The 19,553-nt window shown below is 68.7% G+C and carries 20 protein-coding genes and 1 pseudogene; 12 read left to right on the plus strand and 9 right to left on the minus strand.

What is annotated here, in order from left to right:
- Positions 1-91: 91 nt before the first annotated feature.
- The 6 genes and pseudogenes from AC5P1C_RS25470 to AC5P1C_RS25495 all read left to right on the plus strand — a co-directional run.
- Positions 92-847 (plus strand): annotated as a pseudogene (locus tag AC5P1C_RS25470) (ABC transporter substrate-binding protein); the annotation flags it as partial.
- Positions 848-920: 73 nt separating this feature from the next.
- The gene (locus AC5P1C_RS25475; RefSeq protein WP_493868368.1) at positions 921-1,406 is read left to right on the plus strand and encodes a hypothetical protein; all 486 of its coding nucleotides are present in this window, start codon (positions 921-923) and stop codon (positions 1,404-1,406) included.
- On the plus strand, positions 1,403-2,365 hold the full coding sequence (locus AC5P1C_RS25480) for a carbohydrate ABC transporter permease (protein WP_493868363.1): 963 nt from the start codon (positions 1,403-1,405) through the stop codon (positions 2,363-2,365). The genes AC5P1C_RS25475 and AC5P1C_RS25480 overlap by 4 nt, the downstream gene beginning before the upstream one ends.
- A gap of 2 nt (positions 2,366-2,367) precedes the next feature.
- Positions 2,368-3,228, plus strand: coding sequence for a carbohydrate ABC transporter permease (locus AC5P1C_RS25485; protein ID WP_493868243.1), 861 nt, complete (start codon positions 2,368-2,370; stop codon positions 3,226-3,228).
- A 49-nt stretch (positions 3,229-3,277) separates the two neighbouring features.
- Positions 3,278-4,450, plus strand: coding sequence for a glycoside hydrolase family 76 protein (locus AC5P1C_RS25490; protein ID WP_493868244.1), 1,173 nt, complete (start codon positions 3,278-3,280; stop codon positions 4,448-4,450).
- A 56-nt stretch (positions 4,451-4,506) separates the two neighbouring features.
- Positions 4,507-7,632 carry a glycoside hydrolase family 38 N-terminal domain-containing protein gene (locus AC5P1C_RS25495; RefSeq protein ID WP_493868245.1) on the plus strand — a complete coding sequence of 1,042 codons (3,126 nt, stop codon included), beginning with the start codon at positions 4,507-4,509 and terminating at the stop codon, positions 7,630-7,632.
- 108 nt (positions 7,633-7,740) lie between these two features.
- Here AC5P1C_RS25495 and AC5P1C_RS25500 read toward each other — a convergent pair whose 3' ends face one another.
- On the minus strand, positions 7,741-8,127 hold the full coding sequence (locus AC5P1C_RS25500; RefSeq protein ID WP_493868246.1) for a nuclear transport factor 2 family protein: 387 nt from the start codon (positions 8,125-8,127) through the stop codon (positions 7,741-7,743).
- A 99-nt stretch (positions 8,128-8,226) separates the two neighbouring features.
- Here AC5P1C_RS25500 and AC5P1C_RS25505 point away from each other — a divergent pair, with 99 nt between their 5' ends.
- The gene (locus tag AC5P1C_RS25505; protein WP_493868247.1) at positions 8,227-8,811 is read left to right on the plus strand and encodes a TetR/AcrR family transcriptional regulator; all 585 of its coding nucleotides are present in this window, start codon (positions 8,227-8,229) and stop codon (positions 8,809-8,811) included.
- Positions 8,812-8,874: 63 nt separating this feature from the next.
- Here AC5P1C_RS25505 and AC5P1C_RS25510 read toward each other — a convergent pair whose 3' ends face one another.
- The 5 genes from AC5P1C_RS25510 to AC5P1C_RS25530 form a co-directional block, all read right to left on the minus strand.
- A complete protein-coding gene (locus AC5P1C_RS25510; protein ID WP_493868248.1) occupies positions 8,875-9,771 on the minus strand; it encodes a universal stress protein in 897 nt (298 codons plus the stop codon).
- Between the two features lie 149 nt (positions 9,772-9,920).
- Positions 9,921-10,349: a VOC family protein gene (locus AC5P1C_RS25515; protein ID WP_493868249.1), complete on the minus strand. Its 429-nt coding sequence runs from the start codon at positions 10,347-10,349 to the stop codon at positions 9,921-9,923.
- Positions 10,350-10,483: 134 nt separating this feature from the next.
- Positions 10,484-10,717: a hypothetical protein gene (locus AC5P1C_RS25520; protein WP_493868250.1), complete on the minus strand. Its 234-nt coding sequence runs from the start codon at positions 10,715-10,717 to the stop codon at positions 10,484-10,486.
- 155 nt (positions 10,718-10,872) lie between these two features.
- A complete protein-coding gene (locus AC5P1C_RS25525; protein WP_493868364.1) occupies positions 10,873-11,769 on the minus strand; it encodes a ferredoxin family protein in 897 nt (298 codons plus the stop codon).
- A gap of 10 nt (positions 11,770-11,779) precedes the next feature.
- The gene (locus AC5P1C_RS25530) at positions 11,780-12,925 is read right to left on the minus strand and encodes a cupin domain-containing protein (RefSeq protein WP_493868251.1); all 1,146 of its coding nucleotides are present in this window, start codon (positions 12,923-12,925) and stop codon (positions 11,780-11,782) included.
- A gap of 92 nt (positions 12,926-13,017) precedes the next feature.
- Between AC5P1C_RS25530 and AC5P1C_RS25535 the strand changes: the two genes are divergently transcribed.
- Positions 13,018-13,317 carry a hypothetical protein gene (locus AC5P1C_RS25535; RefSeq protein ID WP_493868252.1) on the plus strand — a complete coding sequence of 100 codons (300 nt, stop codon included), beginning with the start codon at positions 13,018-13,020 and terminating at the stop codon, positions 13,315-13,317.
- Positions 13,318-13,542: 225 nt separating this feature from the next.
- On the opposite strand, the gene AC5P1C_RS25540 is transcribed toward AC5P1C_RS25535, so the two are convergent.
- Entirely contained in the window at positions 13,543-13,809 is a 267-nt protein-coding gene (locus tag AC5P1C_RS25540; RefSeq protein ID WP_493868365.1) for a WhiB family transcriptional regulator, read from the minus strand.
- A 282-nt stretch (positions 13,810-14,091) separates the two neighbouring features.
- On the opposite strand from AC5P1C_RS25540, the gene AC5P1C_RS25545 reads away from it, so the two are divergent.
- From AC5P1C_RS25545 to AC5P1C_RS25555, 3 genes are all read left to right on the plus strand, one after another.
- Positions 14,092-15,276: an alcohol dehydrogenase catalytic domain-containing protein gene (locus tag AC5P1C_RS25545; protein WP_493868253.1), complete on the plus strand. Its 1,185-nt coding sequence runs from the start codon at positions 14,092-14,094 to the stop codon at positions 15,274-15,276.
- 79 nt (positions 15,277-15,355) lie between these two features.
- Positions 15,356-16,336 (plus strand): SDR family NAD(P)-dependent oxidoreductase, encoded by a 981-nt coding sequence (locus AC5P1C_RS25550; protein ID WP_493868254.1) that lies wholly within the window; start codon positions 15,356-15,358, stop codon positions 16,334-16,336.
- Between the two features lie 276 nt (positions 16,337-16,612).
- Positions 16,613-16,972: a DUF6479 family protein gene (locus tag AC5P1C_RS25555; RefSeq protein WP_493868255.1), complete on the plus strand. Its 360-nt coding sequence runs from the start codon at positions 16,613-16,615 to the stop codon at positions 16,970-16,972.
- Between the two features lie 232 nt (positions 16,973-17,204).
- Here AC5P1C_RS25555 and AC5P1C_RS25560 read toward each other — a convergent pair whose 3' ends face one another.
- Positions 17,205-17,888, minus strand: a complete 684-nt coding sequence (locus AC5P1C_RS25560) for a DNA polymerase ligase N-terminal domain-containing protein (RefSeq protein ID WP_493868256.1) — start codon at positions 17,886-17,888, stop codon at positions 17,205-17,207.
- A 138-nt stretch (positions 17,889-18,026) separates the two neighbouring features.
- Positions 18,027-18,254 (minus strand): DUF5133 domain-containing protein, encoded by a 228-nt coding sequence (locus tag AC5P1C_RS25565; RefSeq protein WP_493868257.1) that lies wholly within the window; start codon positions 18,252-18,254, stop codon positions 18,027-18,029.
- Between the two features lie 471 nt (positions 18,255-18,725).
- Between AC5P1C_RS25565 and AC5P1C_RS25570 the strand changes: the two genes are divergently transcribed.
- Complete coding sequence (locus AC5P1C_RS25570; RefSeq protein WP_493868366.1) at positions 18,726-19,523, plus strand: VOC family protein; 798 nt, start codon at positions 18,726-18,728, stop codon at positions 19,521-19,523.
- The last annotated feature ends 30 nt before the right edge of the window (positions 19,524-19,553 follow it).

The raw sequence follows: 19,553 nt of genomic DNA on the forward strand, positions 1-19,553 counted from the left end.
GTACGGCGAGATCTCGCGGAGGGCCACGCCCTCTCACCCACCACACCCCAGAGCCAGGGATCCCTGCCGGGATCCAAAGGGAAGGGAACCCATGAGATCAATCGGCGGGGCGACGCAGTGGTCGTCCCACCCGCTTGGCCGCCGCAGCGTCCTGGCGGGCGTAGCAGCGGGCGGTGTGGCTGTGCTGGCCGGCTGCGCCCGGGGCGACAGCACCGCGGTGAAGCCCGGCACCACGTCGCTCGCCAACGACAACGCCACCTGGGACCAGGGCTATGCCGCGGCTGGACAGGAACTGAAGAAGCTCACCGGCTACGCGCTGCGTCCGCTGTCCAACCCCAACCCCACGTCGTACAAGCAGGTCACACAGATCTCGCTGCAGACGACCAAGGCCACCGACATGATCAAGTGGGCCTCGGGGTACGTCCTCAAATCGCTGGCCCGCACCGGGGAACTCAGCGACCTCTCCCCCCTGTGGGCCGACTACGAACGCAAGGGCTGGGTCACGTCCCAGGCCCGTGACGCGATGTCCTACCGCGGCTCCGTCTACGGGATACCGCTCTACGAGTCGTACTACGTGCTCTTCTACAACACGGACCTCTTCCGCAAGCACGGCCTGCGCCCTCCGGACACCTGGGAGGAGCTGCTGCACAACGCCGACGTGCTGAAGAAGGCGGGCGTCGTGCCGTTCGTCGCCACACAGAACGGCAACTGGCCCGCCTACGAGTGGTTCCAGGAGCTCGTCAGCAAGGTGGACCCCGAGTTCTACGCGCAGCTGATCAGCGGGAAGGCGCGCTACACCGACCCGCAGGCGAAGAAGGCCCTGCAGATCTGGCAGGACTTCATGCGCAAGGGCTGGATGACACCGGCTGACTTCGACCAGAACAAATGGTCCCGCCGCGCTGAAGGCCGGGCGGGTCGGTATGTTCCTGCACGGTTCCTGGCAGTCGCAGGGGATCGCCGCCACCGGCATGAAGCCGGGCGTCGACTTCGATGCCTTCGTCATGCCCCCCGTCGACTCCTCGACCCGCCGCTCCGTCATCACGGAGTCGGGCGTGCTCGCTGTCCCGCGCAAGGCCGTTTCGCACGAGGCGGCGATGGCCAACGCGGCGAACTGGCTCGACCCGAAGGTCCAGAAGGTGTGGATCGACTTCCTCCAGGACGCCTCGGCCAATCCGCGCTCCCGGCCGGGCAACCCGGTCATGGCCGGCCTCAAGGGCCGTGCGCTGAAGGAAGACTGGACGCTGCTGCCCCGCTATGGCGAGTCAGGCCCGCCCAACCTCATCCAGGGCAACACCGACGACTTGGGAAGCTTTATGACCGGGGCCTCCTCCCCCGAGAGCACGCTGCGCAGCATGGCGGGCCGGGCAACCAAGGAGTGGGCCGCGTGGGAGAGGGACGAGGCATGAGCTCTTCTCTCGACCAGCGCCGACCGCCGCTGTCCCCCGGACCACACACCTCGCCAGGGCAACGCCCCGGTGAATCCGCGTCCAGGCGCCGGCCCGCCCGGCGGATACGGGACAAGCTGGCCGGGGCGGGATTCCTGGCCCCCGCCGTGTTCCTGGTGAGCGCACTGCTGCTGCTCCCCTTCGCCACGACCGTCTACCGGAGCTTCTTCGACGACCGGCGCATCTCGAGCTTCGCCGGCCTCGACAACTACGCCCTCTTCCTCAACGATCCCGTACTGACCCGGTCGATCCAGAACACCCTGATGTGGGTGGTCGGCACGGTCGCGCTCCCGCTCCTGCTCGGCCTTGCCATCGCCGTGCTGACACACGCCGGCGGATGGTCTCGTGCGGCACGCCTGGTCGTCGTCCTTCCCTACGCCCTGTCCGGCTCGGCCGTCGCAGTGGTGTGGAACTTCGTCCTCAACACCGACGGCGCCGCCAACCAGGTGCTCAAGGCGTTCGGCATGGATTCACTCGCCCAGGGCTGGCTGCTGGAGTGGCCGGGCAACACGCTGGTGATGATCATCGCCAACACGTGGCAGTCGGCGGGCGTCGCCGTCATCCTCTTCCTGGTCGGCCTCCAGACCATCCCGCCCGAGACCCTTGAGGCCGCCTCCCTCGACGGTGCGGCGGGCTGGCGGAAGTTCTGGTACGTCGTACTGCCCCAGCTGCGGACCGTCTCGGTGATCGTCGTCGGCACCAGCCTGGTCAACGGGCTCAAGTCCTTCGACTTGATCTGGGTTCTCACCCAGGGCGGGCCCGGCCGGCAGTCCGAGACGCTCGCGGTCTCGATGTACCAGGAGACATTCCTCGCCCTGCACCCCGGAGCGGGCGCGGCGGTCGCGGTCGTCCTCACCACGATCGTGCTGATCGCCTCGTGGCTGTATCTGCGACGTCAGCTGACCCCGAAAGGCAACTGATCATGCCCACCACCCGCACCACACGGAGGCGTGCCCCGCGAACGCGGCCCACGCCGGGCCGGATCCTGCGCAACACGACTCTGGTGGTCATCTCCCTGGCCTGGGCACTGCCCACGTGGCTGCTGCTGGTCAACGCGCTGGTACCGGCCGCCGAATACGGCGGAACGCCCCACTGGTGGCCGCAAGGCTTCGGTCTCTTCGACAACATGTCGCAGGCCTGGACGCAGGCACATCTCGGCCCCTCCATGGCCAACAGCCTGCTCTACGCCGTCACCAGCGCCGCCGCAGCCATCGTGGTGGCCACCACTGCCGCGTTCGCGACCGTCATCATGCCGGTCAAGCACAAGACGCTGTGGTTCTGGCTGATCTACTCGGGAACCCTGCTGCCGCTCCAGGTCTTCCTGCGCCCGCTCTTCCTGGCCTACGCCGACACCGGTCTCTACGACGCCCAGTTCGGGCTGTTCCTGGTGTACGTGGCAATCGCCATCCCGTTCGCCTACTTCATCATGCGCAACTTCGCGCTGACCCTGGCACCGGAGATCATCGAGGCCGCCCGGATGGATGGTGCGTCTTGGTGGCGGATCTTCTGGCAGATACACGTGCCGCTGTCCAGGTCCGCCATGGTGGCCGCCTTCGTCTTCCAGTTCGTCGCCGTCTGGAACGACCTGCTGTTCGGCATCACGCTGTCCACCAGCCAGAACATTCGCCCGGTCATGGCCGCGCTGGCCGAACTCCAGGGCAACTACTCCAATGTGGGGCCGCCGGTGGTCCTGGGCGGTGCGCTGCTGGTCTCGCTGCCGACCGTCGTCCTGTTCTTCTCCGCTCAGCGCTTCTTCGTCAGCAGCCTCAAACTGCACGGCTGAGCCGTATCCCGGCCGCCCCTCGCCGTTCCACCTTCCCGAAAGGCAGACCATGGTGAAGACACCTGTACGCGCCGCACTGGCCCTCGCCGTCCTCTCCGGAGCGCTATGGGCGAGTCCCGCCGCAGCCGACAGCGACACCACGCCGTCCAGTTGGGCCCACCGAGCCGAGGTCACCTACGACTCGTTGCAGCAGCACCTCTACCAAGGCCCGCAGCAGCATGGCCTGTATCTGGAGAAGACGCCGCGCAAGGAAGGGGAGAACCCTCACTCGTACATCTGGCCGTTGCGTGAGGCGGCCGCCGCCACCGTCGACATGTCCGAACTGCCGCGCGTCGGTGCCCGCTATGACCGCGATGCCGCCGAGCGCTTCACGACACTGCGGCTGTACTTCGACCCCCGCGACGGCCGGCCCGGCTACGACTCCTATCTGCCCGCGCCGCTCGGTCAGGGTGGCGACGTCTTCTACGACGACAACGCTGTCGTCGGGCTCTCCTTCCTCGACCAGTACCGGGCGACCGGCGAAAAGCTCTACCTCGAGCGGGCGCTGGAGACCTATCGCGTCGTCGGCCGGGGCTGGGACGAGGACCCCGCCAAGCCGTGCCCCGGAGGCATGCACTGGGTCGACTCCCCCAACAACTACATGCGCGCCGCCAACGTGACGGGCCTGTCCGCCCAGCTGGCCGCCGAGCTCTACGCCATCGAGCGCGACGACCGATACCTCGCGAGCGCCAAGAAGTGGTACGAGTGGAACTGGTCGTGCCTGCGCCAGTCGCCCGGTCTGTACAACAACAGCCGCGACGACGACGGCACGGTGAACAAGACCCTGTGGTCCTACAACTCCGGCGCGATGATCGGCACCGCGACCACGCTCTACCGCGCGACCGGGGACCGCAGCTACCTCGACCGTGCCGTCGAGGACGCCACCGGCTCACTCGCCTACTGGAAGCAGGGCGACCGGCTGCACGACCAGCCGGCGATCTTCAACGCCTTCTACTTCGACAACCTCCGTGTCCTGAACGACGTGCGGCCCAACCGCGCCTACCGCAAGGCAGCCGCCGCCTACGCCGAGCAGACCTGGAAGGAGAATCGGACGCCTTCCGACGGGCTGTTCCGCTTCCAGCCCTCCGGTGGCGGTGACCACGACCCGGCCGCACAGGCCGAGACGCTCGAACAGTCAGCGATGGTGCAGATCTTCGCGGGTCTCGCCACCGACCGTTCCTGAGCCCTCCCGGACCCAGAGCACCACGTCCCCGCACCGAACGAGTGGAGACCTCTCCCATGCCCCGCCCCGAACTTGCCCGTCCCTCCTGGTGGGACTCGAACATGGCCCGCGACATACTGCGGGACCGCGCGGTGTCCGCCGAGGGGGTCCTCGGCGGACACCGGATCAGGATCTCCTGCGAACCCCTGCTGCGCCACGACGGCGCAGGGGGCCTGCTCCAGTCCGTCCGCGTGACCGCGGGCCGACCGCTCACCCGTGCCCGCGTCACCACCATCACCGGCGGTGCACTGCGCTGCGACGTCCTGCCGGGGCCGGGCGGAGACACCCGGCTGCTGGTTCCTGAAGTGGATACGCCCACCCCGGTCCTGGTCGAACTGCCGGAGATGGCCGACGGAGAAGACGTAGAAGTACTGCTGACCCCGCAACGCCACTGGACGCTGCACCTGGTCCAGCACGCCCACCTGGACATCGGCTACACCGACCCGCAGAGCACTGTGCTCGCCGAGGGACGCAAGTACCTCGACTCCCTGCTCGAACTGTGCCGCACCACGGACGACTGGCCGGACGAGTCGAAGTTCCGCTGGGCGGTCGAGGGATTCTTCAGTTACGAGAACTGGTCGCAGAACCGGCCGCCGAGGCAGGTCGCGGAATTCCTGGACCGGGTGCGCGAAGGGCGCATCGAACTCGCCGCGATGCCCTTCAATCTGCACACCGAGACATGCTCCACCGACGAGCTGCACGAACTGCTGCGCCCCATACGGGAGTTGCGGGAGCGGGACGGCATCGACATCACCACGGCCATGCAGACGGACGTGCCCGGCCAGGTCGTCGGGCTGCCCAACGTTCTGGCCGACAGCGGGATCCGCTACCTCTCGGTCGCCCACAACTGGGCGGGCCGCGCGGTGCCGCACCACGTCGGCGGTCAGGATCTGCCGCGCCTGTTCCGTTGGAAGGCGCCGAGCGGGCGCGAGGTGCTCGTGTGGCGCACCGACACCCCCCATGGCCTCGCCTACATGGAGGGGTCGATCCTCGGCTTCGACGAATCCTTCGACCGCGTCGATGATCTTCTGCCGAACTATCTCTCCGCGCTGACGAACCATCAGTACCCGCACGAGGGTCGAGGCATCCCGGGGTTCCCCATCCTGGACGAGGAGTTCAAGGGCGACCCCTATCCGTGGGACATCCTCCACCTGCGCGTCCTTGGCAAGTTCGCCGACAACGGACCGCCGCGCCGCATCATCGCGGACACCGTGCGCCGGTGGAACGAGGAATGGGCATTCCCCGTCCTGCGCACCTCGCGCAACGAAGACTTCTTCACCGACGCCGAGGAACGGCTCGGCGACCGGATCGAGACGTTCGAGGGCGACTGGACGGATTGGTGGGTCGACGGCGTCGGCGCGGGCGCCGTGCCACTGGCCGCCACCCGCGACGGGCAGGCGGCGCTCGCCGACGCGCAGACCCTCGCCGGCTACGCGGAGATCCTGGGGGCACGGGACGGGGCTCGGATCACCGAGGCCGCGCCGGATGTGTACCGCGCGGCCTCCCTGTTCAACGAGCACACCTGGGGCGCCGGCGACCCCTGGACGCACGGCGACCACGGCCATGCATCGGGCGAGCGGCAGTGGCACTGGAAGTACGCCCAGGCCCTGCGCGCCCACGATGGGGCACACACCCTCCTGGATGCCGCGAGCGCGGCACTGGGGGAACGTCTGGCTCCACGCGAAGGGACGCTCGCCGGGTACTACGTCGTCAACACATGCAGCTGGGAGCGGTCGGAGACGGTCCGGCTCTTCCTCCCCGAGAGCACCGTGCCCCTCGCCGACCCGGTGCGGGTCGTCGACTCCCGCAACGGCACACCACTGGAAGTGGCCGAGGAAGAGCAGAGCAACGAACTCCACCGGGCGGCGGGCCGTTTCCTGCTGTTCCGGGTGGCCGACGTACCGGCCCACGGAGCAGTACGAGTGGACATCAAGCCCGCTTCCGCCCCCGCGGCCGAACTGCCGGCGGAAAGCGGCTCCCCGGCCGGCGACTCCACGGTCCTGGAGAACGAGTACCTGCGCGTCCACGTCGACCTGGCATCCGCGTGCATCGACTCGATCCTGGACAAGCGGACGGGGAGCGAACTGGTCCGCCAGGACGCCACCGTCGGCTTCAACGGCTATCTGTACGACGAGTACGCCACGGCCGGCGGGTTCAACCACCAGTCGAGCAAGACCACGGCCACCGACTCGATGCACTTGCTGGCCACGCGGAGGACAGCTCCTCCGGCGGCCCTGGTGGAACGGACCTCGGACGCCACCGGCGAGACGCTGGTCTACGAATGCGCCCCGGCCGGCACCCGACGGCTGCGGGTCAGGGTCCATCTGCCACACGCGAGTGCCCGGATCGACCTGGAGAACCGGATCGACAAGACCGCGACGCTGACCAAGGAGAGCGCGTTCTTCGCCTTCCCCTTCGCGATGCGGTCCCCGGTCGTACGGATGGAGGCAACCGGCGGGGTCACCGGGACGGGGCTGCCCACCGTGCCCGGTTCGGCCCGGCACATGCGGGCCGTACGCCGCTGGGTCAGCCTCCAGGAGGGCGGCACGGGCGCGGCGCTGGCCACCCAGGACGCACCACTGATCCAGGTGGGCGGGGTCGCCATCCCCTATGTGCCATATCCGCAGTCACTGGCCCAGGAAGAGCCGGGGACAGTGTTCTCGTGGGTCCACAACAACATCTGGGACACCAACTTCCCCTCGGAGCAGGCATTCGACCATGTCTTCCGCTACAGCGTCGGATGGCAGGACGCACCGGACGTCGGCGGTGCGGTGCTCGGCATGCGTACGGCCGCCGTCGGCAGTCGGCCCCTGGTGGCGGTACGAGCCCGCCGAGCGGCCGAACCCAGCCCCCGCGCCTCCCGCGCGCTCCTGGCTCTTGACGACGCTCGCGTGCGGGTCGTCGGCCTGACCGTGCCGGAACCGGGGCGCCTGCTCGTGCGCCTGCAATCCTTCGCCGAGGAGCCCTTCACCTGCCGACTCACTCCGGGCTTCCCCACCACCGGCGCGATGTTGGCCGACTACCTCGGCACCGTGAGCAGCACACTGCGCGCCGACGCGGACGGCTCCCTGCCGGTGCCCATGCCTCGGCTCGGCACCACGGCTGTGTCACTGACGACGGAGGCTTTGCCGGACACGGAATGACTCAGCACGCCCTGAGTTCACCGAGCGGCCTCACGGTGCGGTGTGAGGCCGCCGGTGTCTCTCGGCCACTGTGCGGCGGCGGGGGGCCGCAAGGGTGACGACCGCTCGTCAGACGAAGAAGGCGTTCATCCCGGGCACATCGGAGAGATAGGTCTCGATGCTCGCGATCTTTCCGTCGCGGAGCCGGCATACCGTGCTCAGGTATTCGTCCAGCACGGCGTCCTCGCGGTGCGCGGTGTTGTGCAGGGAGAGCGCCATGTTCTCCCTGCTGACCAGGATGTGCAGCAGGTCGAAGTCGAGGCCGTACGAGGCGATCTGCTGAGCGCGCTCCACCACGGCGTCGGCGCCGTCCGCTGTGCCGGAGATGGTGTTGTCGCCGGGCAGAGTCCAGGTGGCGTTGTCGTGCAGCAGGGCCCGGATACCGTCCCAGTCGCCCGAGACGAGGGCCTGGTGGAAGGTGCGCCCGAGGGCGAGGGCGGCTTCGTTGGTGGACATGGCATTCCCTTCGACAACACTAAAGCGGTGATCTCCGCTTTAGCGCGACTGTAAGCGCACCGCTCACTAAGGCGCAAGTCTTTGCTTTAGAGTGGAGGGGTGAACGCTGACGCATCGACCAAGCGGCCCGGCGGCCGCAGCAGCCGCGTCCGTGCCGACGTACACAGCGCCGTGGTCGCGCTGGTGGGCGAGCACGGCGCCGACCAGGTGACCCTCCCTGCGGTGGCCAAGCGGGCGGGGGTCAACTCCAGCACCCTCTACCGGCGTTGGGGGACGCTCGCCGCGCTCCTGGCCGACGTAGCCGAGCACCGCGGTGATGCCGACGCGCCCCCGCTCGTCGGCGATCTACGCACCGACCTGGAGAATCAGGCGGCCTGGACACTGACGGAGCTCTCCCGGCCCGGCGGCGTCGCGTTCTTCCGCGCCGAGGTCGCGCCCGACGTCGACGAGCGGCACGCAGGACTGCGGGAGTGTCTGCGCAGGGTCAGCGCGCGCTTCAGTCCCGTCCTCGACGCGGCGCGGGAGCGCGACGACGCGCCCCCGCCCCCCTCTCTGGAGCAGATTCTGGATCGGATCGTTGCGCCGCTCTACTTCCGGGTGGTCTTCTCGATTCCCGATACGGATGAGGCGTACGTCCGCGACCTTGTGGCGGGGCTTCTCGGGGAGCCCCGGCTCGAGTCATGACCGTCGCTCGGCCCCTCGCTCCAGCGGCACCCGCCCGGAGCCGCCCACACCTCGGGCCTCCAGTCACTCGTTCCTGGTGGGTGACGGCACGACAGCCACGGGACACGCGGCAGTGTGCAGCGCCTCGCCGCTGACGGACCCGAGCATGAGCCGTCGCACGCCCGTACGTCCGTGGGAGCCGACGACCAGCAGGCACGCCTTGTGTGATGCCTCCGCCAGAACGGTTGCGGGCCGAACACGCTCGACGTGCAGATCGACCTTGACTTCCGGATACCGGCTGGCACGCTTGGCCGCCTCCTGCGCCAACGCCTGGCGCGCCCTCTCGTCGAGAGCCTCGAAATCAGGGGCGACCATGCCGGGTCCGGCGGGCATCTGGCTCATATGGAACGCACCGTGCACCATCCGAAGGCCGACTCCCCTCAGGTCAGCCTCGGCATACGCGAGATCCAAGGCCTCGCCCGACACGTCGTGCACGTCCACCCCCACCATCACCGGGTTCCCCCTGACGGCGTCAGCCCCCGGGCGGACGACGACCACGGGACACCGAGCGTGGGTGGACACCTGCCAGCTCACCGAGCCCAGGGGCAGGCGGGGGAAACCGCCGCTGCCACGGTGCCCGATCACCAGCCATGACGCCTCGACAGAACGCTCCACCAGCGTTGCCGCGGGCCGTCCGGCCACCGCCTCGGCCGTCACCACCACCTCGGGGAACTCCGACTCGACGGCCTGCGCCATCGGCGCCACAACCGCCGCAACAGATCGCTCCACCGGGCTCGTCCGCTCTCCGCCTTCCTGCCCGGACCCGGCCGGCGAAGATCCCTCCACAACATGCAGGAGGTGCAGCGGACGGCCGTGCAACGCCGCGTGCCGCGCCGCGTAACGTACGACGACGTCCTGGTCAGCCCCTTGCTCGACCCCCACCAGGACGGGGCGCTTCGCTTGGTCGTCGTGGTTGAACATCTCTTCTCCCTGCCGATCGGTTCCAGCAAGACTGCCGACGCTGGTCGGGCCAGGTACCCCGCACATCGGTCCTTAACCAGCAGATGCACACATAACGAGCGTGATCCCCCTCCTGCCCAGTCGGCAAGCCGGAAGCACGCCCCATCGCCTCACGGTCGACGGCTCCGCCGAGGAGAAGGCCCATCTGGCGGCCGGTTGCTCCCGCTGGGCGCACGGCTCAGATCGACGACGCAGAAGATGTTGCCGTCCGGGTCGGCGAGCACGACGAAGTCAGGATCGGGCGGGTAACTGTCCCAGTCGACGACCTGCGCACCGAGACCGATCAGCCGCTGGACCTCTGCCTGTTGGTCCTCCTCCGTCTCGGTGAACAGGTCCAGGTGGATGCGTGGGTGCGGCTCCGCTGGTAACTCGCTGCGGAGCAGCCCAAGAGCCCGGACAGAACTGTCGGCATGGTTGAGCGTTCGCCACGTCTCGCTCTTCCACTCCTGCGTGACGACCAGGTTCAGAGCCTGCGTCCAGAAGGTCACTGCGCGGGAAAGGTCCGTGACACCAATGACTGGAATACCGATCCTCAGCATGCGGCAAGGGTAGTTCTGCGGCAGGCGACCGGGAGCAGCCTGCCGCAGTTGCGTGCTGTTCGACCCCCTGGTTCGCCCCCCTGGTCGAGCCGGGAGGCCCCTCGACCCCAGGCGTCATCGGTCGACCGGGGTGGTCAGTCGTTCAACCGCGCGCGCAGCAGGCGCTTCCCCAGTTCGGCGCCCTTGCGGCTGTCCGCTTGGGACTTGCGGAACAGGTCGGCCAGTTCAGTGTCCTTGTCGCGCTCCGCGTCCTGGATGTAGGTCTCCAGCCGCAGTGCGTTGTTCAGGCACGATTCGACGTACCAGATGAGGTTGTAGTCCTTGTCCTTCGTCCCCGTGACGCTTCCGGTTTCCGCACTGCTGGTCATAGCCGTGCCTCCATGTCGTTGGTCGGACGCTCCGGGCGCGCAGGGGACACGTCGGCCTTGCTCGCCGGGCGGAGCGCGAAGCGGTCGCCGAGTACCCGAGGAGGCTCGGTGTACCCATGGGCGGGGCTGCTTTCCCCGCATCGAACCGAGGGAGTTCAAGCCACGCCGATCGAAGTGACCTCATAGACGGCGGCGGAACTCACTGACAGCCCGCGGCAGGTCAGTTGACAGGGCGGCGTGCGGTAGGAGTGCACCTCGACGTCGAAGGCTGCCGCACGAGGCGGGCGGCCGGTGATGCGGATGCGCCAACGGTTGTCTTCGCGGGAGGTCCCGACGACCGCGTAATCATGCCGGCCAGCCGGGCCGAAGCGCTTGAGCACGGCGGAGACCGCGGCTTGCTGCGGCGGGAAGAGATCGGTGTACCCGCGCAGATGCTCCGCGTGAATCCGGTCGGCCAGGTGCTCTTCGACCGCTGCCACCGACGACGTGGCATCGAGACCGCCGTAATAGACGCCGTCGGGTGCCACTACGACGTTGGCGGCGAACCTGTCACCTCCGACGTGGGTGCATTCCCACACCAGGTCCGGCCAGCGTTCACTGAGGGCCCGTCCCACGGGTCGCCCGCGCACGGCACAGCAGGTGTCGTGCTGACCGTGGGCGCAGACGAGGACGACGGGCGGACAGCCGAGTTCCCCGGGAGCATCGAGGGCAGCGGCGATCTCCGCCAAGTCCTGGTCACGGCTCCATGTGCCCCATTGCTGGCGGTAGGCACCCGAGTTCTCGTAGCGCAGTACGGCCCAGCGCCTGGGGCCCTCGGTGCTGCGGCGTCCGTGCCGCCTGACCAGAAGCACGCGTGCCCGCACCGCCTGGGCGGCGGAGAACACGACTGCTTTGGTGTGGGGCTCGAGATCGAGGCCGTCGAAGCCGTTGGGCGGCCAGCCGCCCCGGTACTCGACGAGCACCCAGACAGAGCCGTGTGGCGCTGTGCCCGCCAGTGAATCGCCGCGTGTCCGCGCGGCGTCGGCGCAGAAGAAGCGCTCTGCCGCCGTCACCGTGGCCACGTCACTGTTCTGCGGGCACCAGTACGCCCGCGCGCAGCAGTCTCTCGGCGAGTTCGGTGCCGAGTTCTCCGGCGGTGCGGACCTCGCCGTCGAGCATGCGGGTCACCGGCGGCAGCTCAGTCTCCGGGAAGTCGAGCCAGCCCACGCGCGTGACCAGACGCGGGCCCTCCAGCCGTGCTTCCAGGTGCTCGCGAAGCCGTACCCGTGAGTGGGGGCCGAGTCCGTCGACGGCCTTGAGCTGGGCCAGCGGGCCCAGCGGCGCCGGACGCCCCTGGCCTCGCCGGGTGCGGTGGAACAGCGGAGCTGAATCGACCTCGGTGAGGGCGGTGACGAGCCGTTCGCGGACCATGTCGATCTCGCAGTCCGGTCCGCCCACCCCCAACGGCAGCGCGCCGCGCATCCGGGGATCGTCGCGCAGCGACGCGAGGGCGGAGTGGGCGAGTTGTTCGGCCAGGGCGTAGCGCGTCCACGTATGGATCCCCAGCGTCAGATGGATCGAGACCTCGCCCTGCGCCTGGGCGGCGTGCAGCCAGCCTCGTGGCAGGTAGAGGACGTCACCGGGCTCGAGGACGGAGTCGATATGGGCCTCACCCTTCGCGGCCTCGGCGACCGCGCCGCGGTGATCGGTCCATGGCTGGTCGCGCAGGGGGTCGGGATGGACGGGCTCACGGACGAACCAGCGCTTGGCGCCTTCGATCTGCAGCACGAAGACGTCGTGGACGTCGTAGTGGTCGTCGAATCCGCGGTTCTGCGGCGGCGTGACGTAGGCGTTGGCCTGTACCGGATGCCCCAGCTCTGTACCCAGCCGGGCGCTGAAGTCCGCGACCGGCTCCCACGTGCGCTGCAGGGCTTGTAGGACGAGCGTGGCGCCGTCGGCGAACATGCGCCACAGAGCCGTGTCGTCCAGCTGATCAGCGATGGTGGCGCCGACACCGGCGGGCGAGGTGAAGGACGAGTCAGGAAGTGTGGAGCCGTCCTTGGCAACGCGCAGGAAGGGCGTACGCAGCCCCCGACGCGAGGTCAGTTCATCTACGGCTTGGGCGGAGAACAGATCGGAGAAGTCGCTCGCGCGTCGCGTGAGCAGCGCTGTGCGGGCCCAGACGTCGCGAGCGAATTCCTCCTGGCTCAGGCCCGTCAGCCGTGTCATCAACCCACTGACGCCTGTTGTGGCGCCGATGTCTTGAACCTCGTTCGAGGGGATGCTCAAGAGCCGCCGGCGGATCCGTCGGCACCGCCGTCGTGAACGCCGGGCGTACCCGCCGCACCACCGTCCGCCGGGCCTTCCGCGCCACCATCGGCACCCCCGTCATGGACACCGGGCGAACCCGCCGCACCACCGTCCGCCGGGCCTTCCGCGCCACCATCGGCACCGCCGTCATGGACACCGGGCGAACCCGCCGCACCACCGTCCGCCGGGCCTTCCGCGCCACCGTCCGCGCCACCGTCATGGACACCGGGCGAACCCGCCGCACCACCGTCCGCCGGGCCCTCGCTCTGGTTCGGGTCCTGCTCGGGATTCGTCGTCATCGTTCCTCCTGAGAATCGAACGGCTGGGGCTGTGCCCCCAGAACCCTCTCTGCTCTCACCAAACTCGCTCACGCAAATCCGGTCGGCAACCTGAGGCAGAGGCGGAGCATCCGGTTGGCAGGCCGGACCTGCTGGCCAACAGAGCCGTCCCCCCATCACGCCCCAGCCCGGCGGGCGGTTTCGCACTCGGGCCGTTCCGCACTGGGGAGGAGAGGAATCGACCCCGCCACCCGGGGGTCAGTTCTTCACCGGGCGGCCGCGGGCCTCGGCCCTCCGCGTCCGATGCCGCCACCTTGAGCGCTCGTCCTCTCCCATGCCGCCCCACACCCCTGAGGCCTGCCTTGTTTCCAGGGCCCAGTCTCGGCACCGCTCGATGACGGGACAGCGAAGGCACACGCGCTTGGCAGCCAGCAGGTCCTCCTCCGCGGGCCCTGACGTACCGACCGGAAAGAACAACTCGGGATCTTCTTCGGCACAGGCGGCTCGCCGCCACCACATCTCCATGACGCCTCCCTGCATCGCCGGACTACATCCGGCCCGCGCGCTCCGGTTTGCCGTGTCCACGCGGAACCCCATCGCGAGTTCCCGGGACCTGCCGACCGAAACTGCAGCCTCACCGCTCGCGCGAGGCACACGGGCAGGCAGATCCTGGAGTTGAAGGAGTCGAGTCGTCCCTGCCGGGGACCCGACGTCGGTGGCGCACCTCTCAGGACAGCCACCGTCGCGGCGACGCGTGCGGCGAAGCACCACCTGAGACAGAGCAAGACCGTGAGGAGGAAGCACCGTATGCGAGCCCTTACCTGGCAAGGCAGGCGCGACGTCCGCGTCGAGAGCGTTCCCGATCCGGTGATCAAGGACCCGACCGACGCGATCGTGCGCGTGACGTCCACCGGTGTCTGCGGCTCCGACCTGCATCTGTACGAAATTCTCGGCCCCTACCTCGACCCCGGCGACATCCTCGGGCACGAGCCGATGGGCATCGTTGAAGAGGTCGGCTCCGAAGTCACCGCGCTGTCGGCCGGTGACCGCGTGGTTGTTCCGTTCAACGTTTCCTGCGGGCACTGCTATATGTGCGACAGGGGCCTGCACTCGCAGTGCGAGACCACCCAGGTCAAGGAGCGCGGCACGGGCGCCGCCCTGTTCGGCTACACCAAGCTCTACGGCCAGATCCCCGGCGGCCAGGCCGAACTCCTGCGGGTGCCGTTCGGCAACACCCTGCCCATCAAGGTGCCCGACGGCCCGCCTGACGACCGGTTCGTCTTCCTCTCCGACGTCCTGCCAACCGCCTGGCAGGCGGTCGAGTACGCCGACATCCCGCCCGGCGGAACGGTGACCGTCCTGGGACTCGGGCCGATCGGCGCCATGGCAGCACGTATCGCCCTCCACCGGGGCGCAAGCCTCGTCGTGGGCGTGGACCTCGTACCGGAGCGGCTGAGCCGCGCATACGCCGATGGCGTCAAGGCCTTCGATCTGCGCCGCTACGGCAAGGACATCGGAGACGCGATCCGTGACCTGACAGACGGGCGCGGCACCGATGCCGTCATCGACGCGGTGGGCATGGAGGCGCACGGCGCGCCGCTCGCCAAGGCCGCCCAGTGGGGCGTCGGGCTGCTGCCCGACGCGGTGGCCGAGAAGCTGATGGGCCGTTTTGGTGTCGATCGCCTCGACGCGCTCTACGCAGCGATCGACACCGTTCGGCGCGGAGGCACCATCTCCATCTCCGGGGTGTACGGCGGCGCGGTCGATCCCATGCCACTCCTGACCATGTTCGACAAGCAGATCCAACTGCGGATGGGACAGGCCAACGTACGGCGCTGGGTCAACGACCTCCTGCCGCTCCTGACCGACGATGATCCACTCGGAGTCGACGCCTTCGCCACGCATCACATGTCTCTGGAAGACGGTCCCAAGGCGTACCAGATGTTCCAGGACAAAGAAGACGGCATGATCAAGACACTGCTCAGGCCCTGACCTGCAACTGCGGGCCGAACCTCCGTGCACCGTGGCCGCGGTGCACGGCAAGCGATGAGGGAAGGAGCGCCGGGCGCTCATGTCACCCACCACAGAAATGCCCCTCTCAGGGCAGACCGCGCTCGTCACCGGTGGCTCGCGGGGCCTCGGCCTGCTCATGGCCGACCGGCTGGCCGCCCGCGGCTGCACGGTGATCATCGCGGCCCGCGACGCCGATGAGCTGGCGTCCGCCCAGAAGAAGCTGCTCCACCGCAGGCCCGACGTCGCTGTCCACACCTTCGTCTGTGACGTCCGAGATCACGGGGCGGTCCACGCCATGTTCCGGGCCGCCCACGACACCTGCGGCGGCCCCGACATCGTCATCGCCAACGCGGGCATCATCCAGGTCGCACCGGTGGAATCCATCGGGGCCAAGGAGTTCAGGGACGCCATGGACACGATGTTCATGGGGGCGGTGCACACCTGCCTTGAGGCACTTCCGTACCTCAGATCGAGCGAAAGCGGTGGGCGGCTGGCCATCATCTCCTCGGTGGGTGGCCTGTTGGGCGTGCCGCACCTGCTGCCTTACGCAGGTGCGAAGGCCGCGGCAGGCGTCGTCGCTGAGGGATTGCACGCGGAACTCGCCGCGAGCGGTGTCAGTGTCACCGCGGTATATCCCGGGCTGATGCGGACCGGGTCACACCTTCAGGCCGAATTCGGGGGCTTGCGCAGCAAGGAGTTCGGCTGGTTCTCCGCCGTGGCGGGTGCGCCGCTGGTCTCGATGAACGCGCAACGCGCCGCGGAGCGGATCGTCAAGGCCGTGCTGCGGCGCCGTACCCGGCTGGTCCTGACTCCCCTGGCCCGTGCGGCCGATCTGGCTCACGGAGTGGCGCCCGCTGTGACGACACGCCTCAACGGTGTGGTGGCGCGCATGCTGCCGCCAGCGACTGCCGGGCGGACTCGCCCGCGTCGCGGCGCCAAGGTCGAACCGCCGGAGGGGGCCGTCAGCAGCCGGTTCCAGACGTGGGGAAGCGCCCTGAACGAACGGGCTGCCGACGCCTACAACCAGCGGGAGTCCTGACCCCGTACGCGCGGCCTGCGCCCGCGTCCGCGGTCCGCGTCCGCGAACAAGTATGCGAGCCGGTCAATCTGCGCACAGTCGCCTGAGCCGCCCATTCCTTCCCTCATCCTCCCACCCTCTTGCGATGCGGAAGGCTGCGAAAAAACCAGGTAAATAATTGCAGCGTTTATCAATGCGCAGGGATTTCACCCTTCCGGAGTGCGCTTTCCGGAGGTCAGCCTGTACCAGTCATTACGTCGACTGGTATGAGCCGCGCAGGGCGGGTACACCAGTTATATGGAAACTATGCAATGGGAACTGGCCGCCTCCTCCGGTCCGGCCTTGCTCATGTGGATCGTCGGCCTGGTAGTGGTCGGAGTGCTTTTGGCCGCCTTTTTGTGGGGACGCCGAATTCGGGCGCGTGAGCCCGCGCCGCCACGACCGGAAGAGCAGCCGAAACTGCCCCCGGACGGCCCCGTACACGAGGAGAGGGAATACAGGGAGCCGAACGAAGTGCCCCGCGACGGCGGACGTCTCACGCCGCACGAACTCGATGGCGGTTACGGCACCCCGAGCACTCATCCCAGCGCTTCACAGGATCCGGAAGATCACCGGAAGCCGGGCGGTGGCAGCTTCGGCAGCGGCGGCCTCGGCTGACCGACCGGCGCCGCCGCCCGGCCCGTCCGGGCCTCGAACAGCGAACGGGACGCCCGGAGTTCGTCGAGCTCCTTCTACAGCAGCGCGCCGATGCCGCCACGCCACATCTCCAGGCCGGGTGCGGCCCATGCGCTGCTGGAGTCGCGCGAAGTCCGTCCGGCTGTGCGAGTAGGCGACGATCCGATCGGGCCAGATCGGTCCAAATCGGGCGGCAGTATGTCCCGCAGACCGGTCACCCCTGCTCACCGCCGTCCGGCTCCCATCTGGGGGCGTTCGGGTCCTCGGCGACCTGGTGCAACGTACGTCCGCTGCGTGCCGAGCGTGCCCGTCGCGGGTCAGGTGTCCCACCCCCGGTGCCCTTGCCGCGCCCGGACCCGGTCCGCACGAGCAGCCACGTCGCTTTCTTCGCGGGCCCACCGCTCTTCTCCTCACGGCCGTGGAACCGGGTGAGCGCGAACTGTCCGCGCAGCTTCTCGCCGTGCAGATCGAAGGTGGCATGGCCCTTTTCCAGGGACTCGCCGAAGGGAACCGGCCGTTCGCGCTTGTCGTGACTCGTCGGGGTGTAAGTGCCGCGGTCCCAGACAATGACGGTCCCGCCGCCGTACTCGCCCTCGGGAATCACGCCTTCGAAGTCCCTGTACTCCAGAGGGTGATCCTCTGTGGGGATGGCGAGCCTCTTGTCGTGCGGATCAGTGGAAGGTCCCTTGGGGACCGACCAGGACTTGAGCACACCGTCGACCTCAAGGCGGAAGTCGAAATGCATCGTGCTCGCATCGTGGATCTGCACGACGAACGTCGGCTCGTCATCAGCCGCCGGCGCGGCTTCGTCGCGCGCCGTACGCTCGCCGCTCGGCTCGCTCGTCTTGTCGAAATTCCGTTTCCCGCGGTAGGTCCGCAGGCCGTCCTTCTCGCTCACGGCGGCCCCCTTCTGTCGGGTCGCTGGTGCGTTCGAACTCCCGCTATGCGTGATCGTCCAGCGGCACGCACTTCTCAGCTCATCATGATCCGCGAAGCCGTGCAGGGTCTCGGCGATGTGCCAACGCTGATCAGCAGCTCAGGCGGACAGGCGGGCGTCGTCCTGGGTGGCCACTCCGGCGAGCTGAGCCCGCGCGGCGGCCAGAGCCGCCTCGGGAGTCCGCGTGCCGGTGGACACGCACAATGTGTACGACACGTCGTCCAGCCTGCGCCGGACCTCGGCCGAGTCTTCCTGGGCCTGCAGATCTCGCAGCGAGGAGTGAACTTCGAGCAGGCTGTACAGGGCTGCGGGGTGGGGCCTGAGCACGTGGTGCTCCTTTCGTTCTGTGCGGACACTCGTTGTTCTGTGCGGACACTCGTCAGGCGAGCGGACGACGCCCCCGCTCGCGGGTGGACCGGCACACAGCCCCGTACAACACACGCCTTACTCGCCTGATGGTTCGCATGAGTTGACTGCCTCCTTCGATCCGTCCTGCTTCTCTGTCTGAGCTCTCCCTCCACTCCCCACGGCGCGCGCGTTTCTACCGGGACCAACGGCCCGCCCTCGAAAGGCTTCTGGCCCGTTCGCGCGGCTGCCGAAGGGTGCGGGCCCTTTGCACCAGCCTCGCCAGGCCCTTGGTCCCCGGGACGCATGAGAAAAGTCCCGGTATGCGCCCCACCCTCTGCGGAACCACTGGTCGAGACCGCCACAACCAGGTCCAGGTGAGGAGAGGGTGCTGTGCCAAGGCACATCAAGGTGAGCGATACAAACGAGGGCCTACGGCTGGTCCCGGACGGCGTGCGACGATCCGCCACGCCCGTCGGCACGCGGCCCCCGCGTGCCACAGGAAGGGCGGACGGCGGTCCGTGCTGGTTGAGCCTGGCAGCACGTGACCACCTGGCCGCCAAGGAGTTCTACGCCCGGGTACTTGGCTGGTGCCACATCCCACTGCCGGACCCCCCGCGCAATGCGCGTCTGCTGGCTCTGAAGGCCGGTGCTCCGGTGGGGACCGTCAGTCGGGCGACGTGTGATCTCGGGGTCGGCGCAGGTTGGATTCCCTACTTCGCCGTCACTGACGTGGACGCCACCGTGAGCCGGCTGCGGGAGCACGGCGCCACCGTCGCCGTCGGCCCCCTGACCACCGGTACCGGTCGGATCGCCGTGGCGGCGGGCCCCCAGAACGCCGTGTTCGGCCTGCGCGAGAAGGCACCCTTCGACCGCTGGCGCGTGGGCGATGGTCCCGTCGCCCGCCTTGAGCTGTACACCAGGGACATCTTCGCCACCGCCCTCTTCTACGGGGGCGTGCTGGGCTGGGCCGGCGGGGCGAGAGACAGCTGCGAGGTGGAGTACGTCGGCGGACAGATCTCGGTGCGCGACGGGCTGCGCACGGTCGCCGCGCTCAAGGAGGCGGCGTTCACAGGCGGTGTGTTTCCGGGCTGGCACGCGTGCTTCCGAGTGGCAGACGTCGACATGGCCGCCGCGGCGGCCGTGGGCTGGGGCGGGCGAGTCATCTCACCGCCTAGCGGGCCCGGTAAGCGGCGCGAAGCCGTGCTGGGAGACCGTGAGGGGAACCCCTTCACCGTCATCGCGAGCTGAGAAACGCAGGGCGAGAGAGTGAGGAGCCAG

The organism is Streptomyces sp. A18, assembly GCF_059026065.1.

Bases quoted from the DNA above. Each gene is read 5' to 3' on its own strand.
- AC5P1C_RS25510 (WP_493868248.1), bottom strand. From the start codon at position 9,771: ATGTTCAACCACGACGACCAAGCGAAGCGCCCCGTCCTGGTGGGGGTC.
- AC5P1C_RS25540 (WP_493868365.1), bottom strand. From the start codon at position 13,809: ATGGAGATGTGGTGGCGGCGAGCCGCCTGTGCCGAAGAAGATCCCGAG.
- AC5P1C_RS25520 (WP_493868250.1), bottom strand. From the start codon at position 10,717: ATGACCAGCAGTGCGGAAACCGGAAGCGTCACGGGGACGAAGGACAAG.
- AC5P1C_RS25530 (WP_493868251.1), bottom strand. From the start codon at position 12,925: ATGACACGGCTGACGGGCCTGAGCCAGGAGGAATTCGCTCGCGACGTC.
- AC5P1C_RS25500 (WP_493868246.1), bottom strand. From the start codon at position 8,127: ATGTCCACCAACGAAGCCGCCCTCGCCCTCGGGCGCACCTTCCACCAG.
- AC5P1C_RS25480 (WP_493868363.1), top strand. From the start codon at position 1,403: ATGAGCTCTTCTCTCGACCAGCGCCGACCGCCGCTGTCCCCCGGACCA.
- AC5P1C_RS25495 (WP_493868245.1), top strand. From the start codon at position 4,507: ATGCCCCGCCCCGAACTTGCCCGTCCCTCCTGGTGGGACTCGAACATG.
- AC5P1C_RS25545 (WP_493868253.1), top strand. From the start codon at position 14,092: ATGCGAGCCCTTACCTGGCAAGGCAGGCGCGACGTCCGCGTCGAGAGC.
- AC5P1C_RS25485 (WP_493868243.1), top strand. From the start codon at position 2,368: ATGCCCACCACCCGCACCACACGGAGGCGTGCCCCGCGAACGCGGCCC.
- AC5P1C_RS25515 (WP_493868249.1), bottom strand. From the start codon at position 10,349: ATGCTGAGGATCGGTATTCCAGTCATTGGTGTCACGGACCTTTCCCGC.
- AC5P1C_RS25490 (WP_493868244.1), top strand. From the start codon at position 3,278: ATGGTGAAGACACCTGTACGCGCCGCACTGGCCCTCGCCGTCCTCTCC.
- AC5P1C_RS25555 (WP_493868255.1), top strand. From the start codon at position 16,613: ATGGAAACTATGCAATGGGAACTGGCCGCCTCCTCCGGTCCGGCCTTG.
- AC5P1C_RS25550 (WP_493868254.1), top strand. From the start codon at position 15,356: ATGTCACCCACCACAGAAATGCCCCTCTCAGGGCAGACCGCGCTCGTC.
- AC5P1C_RS25475 (WP_493868368.1), top strand. From the start codon at position 921: ATGTTCCTGCACGGTTCCTGGCAGTCGCAGGGGATCGCCGCCACCGGC.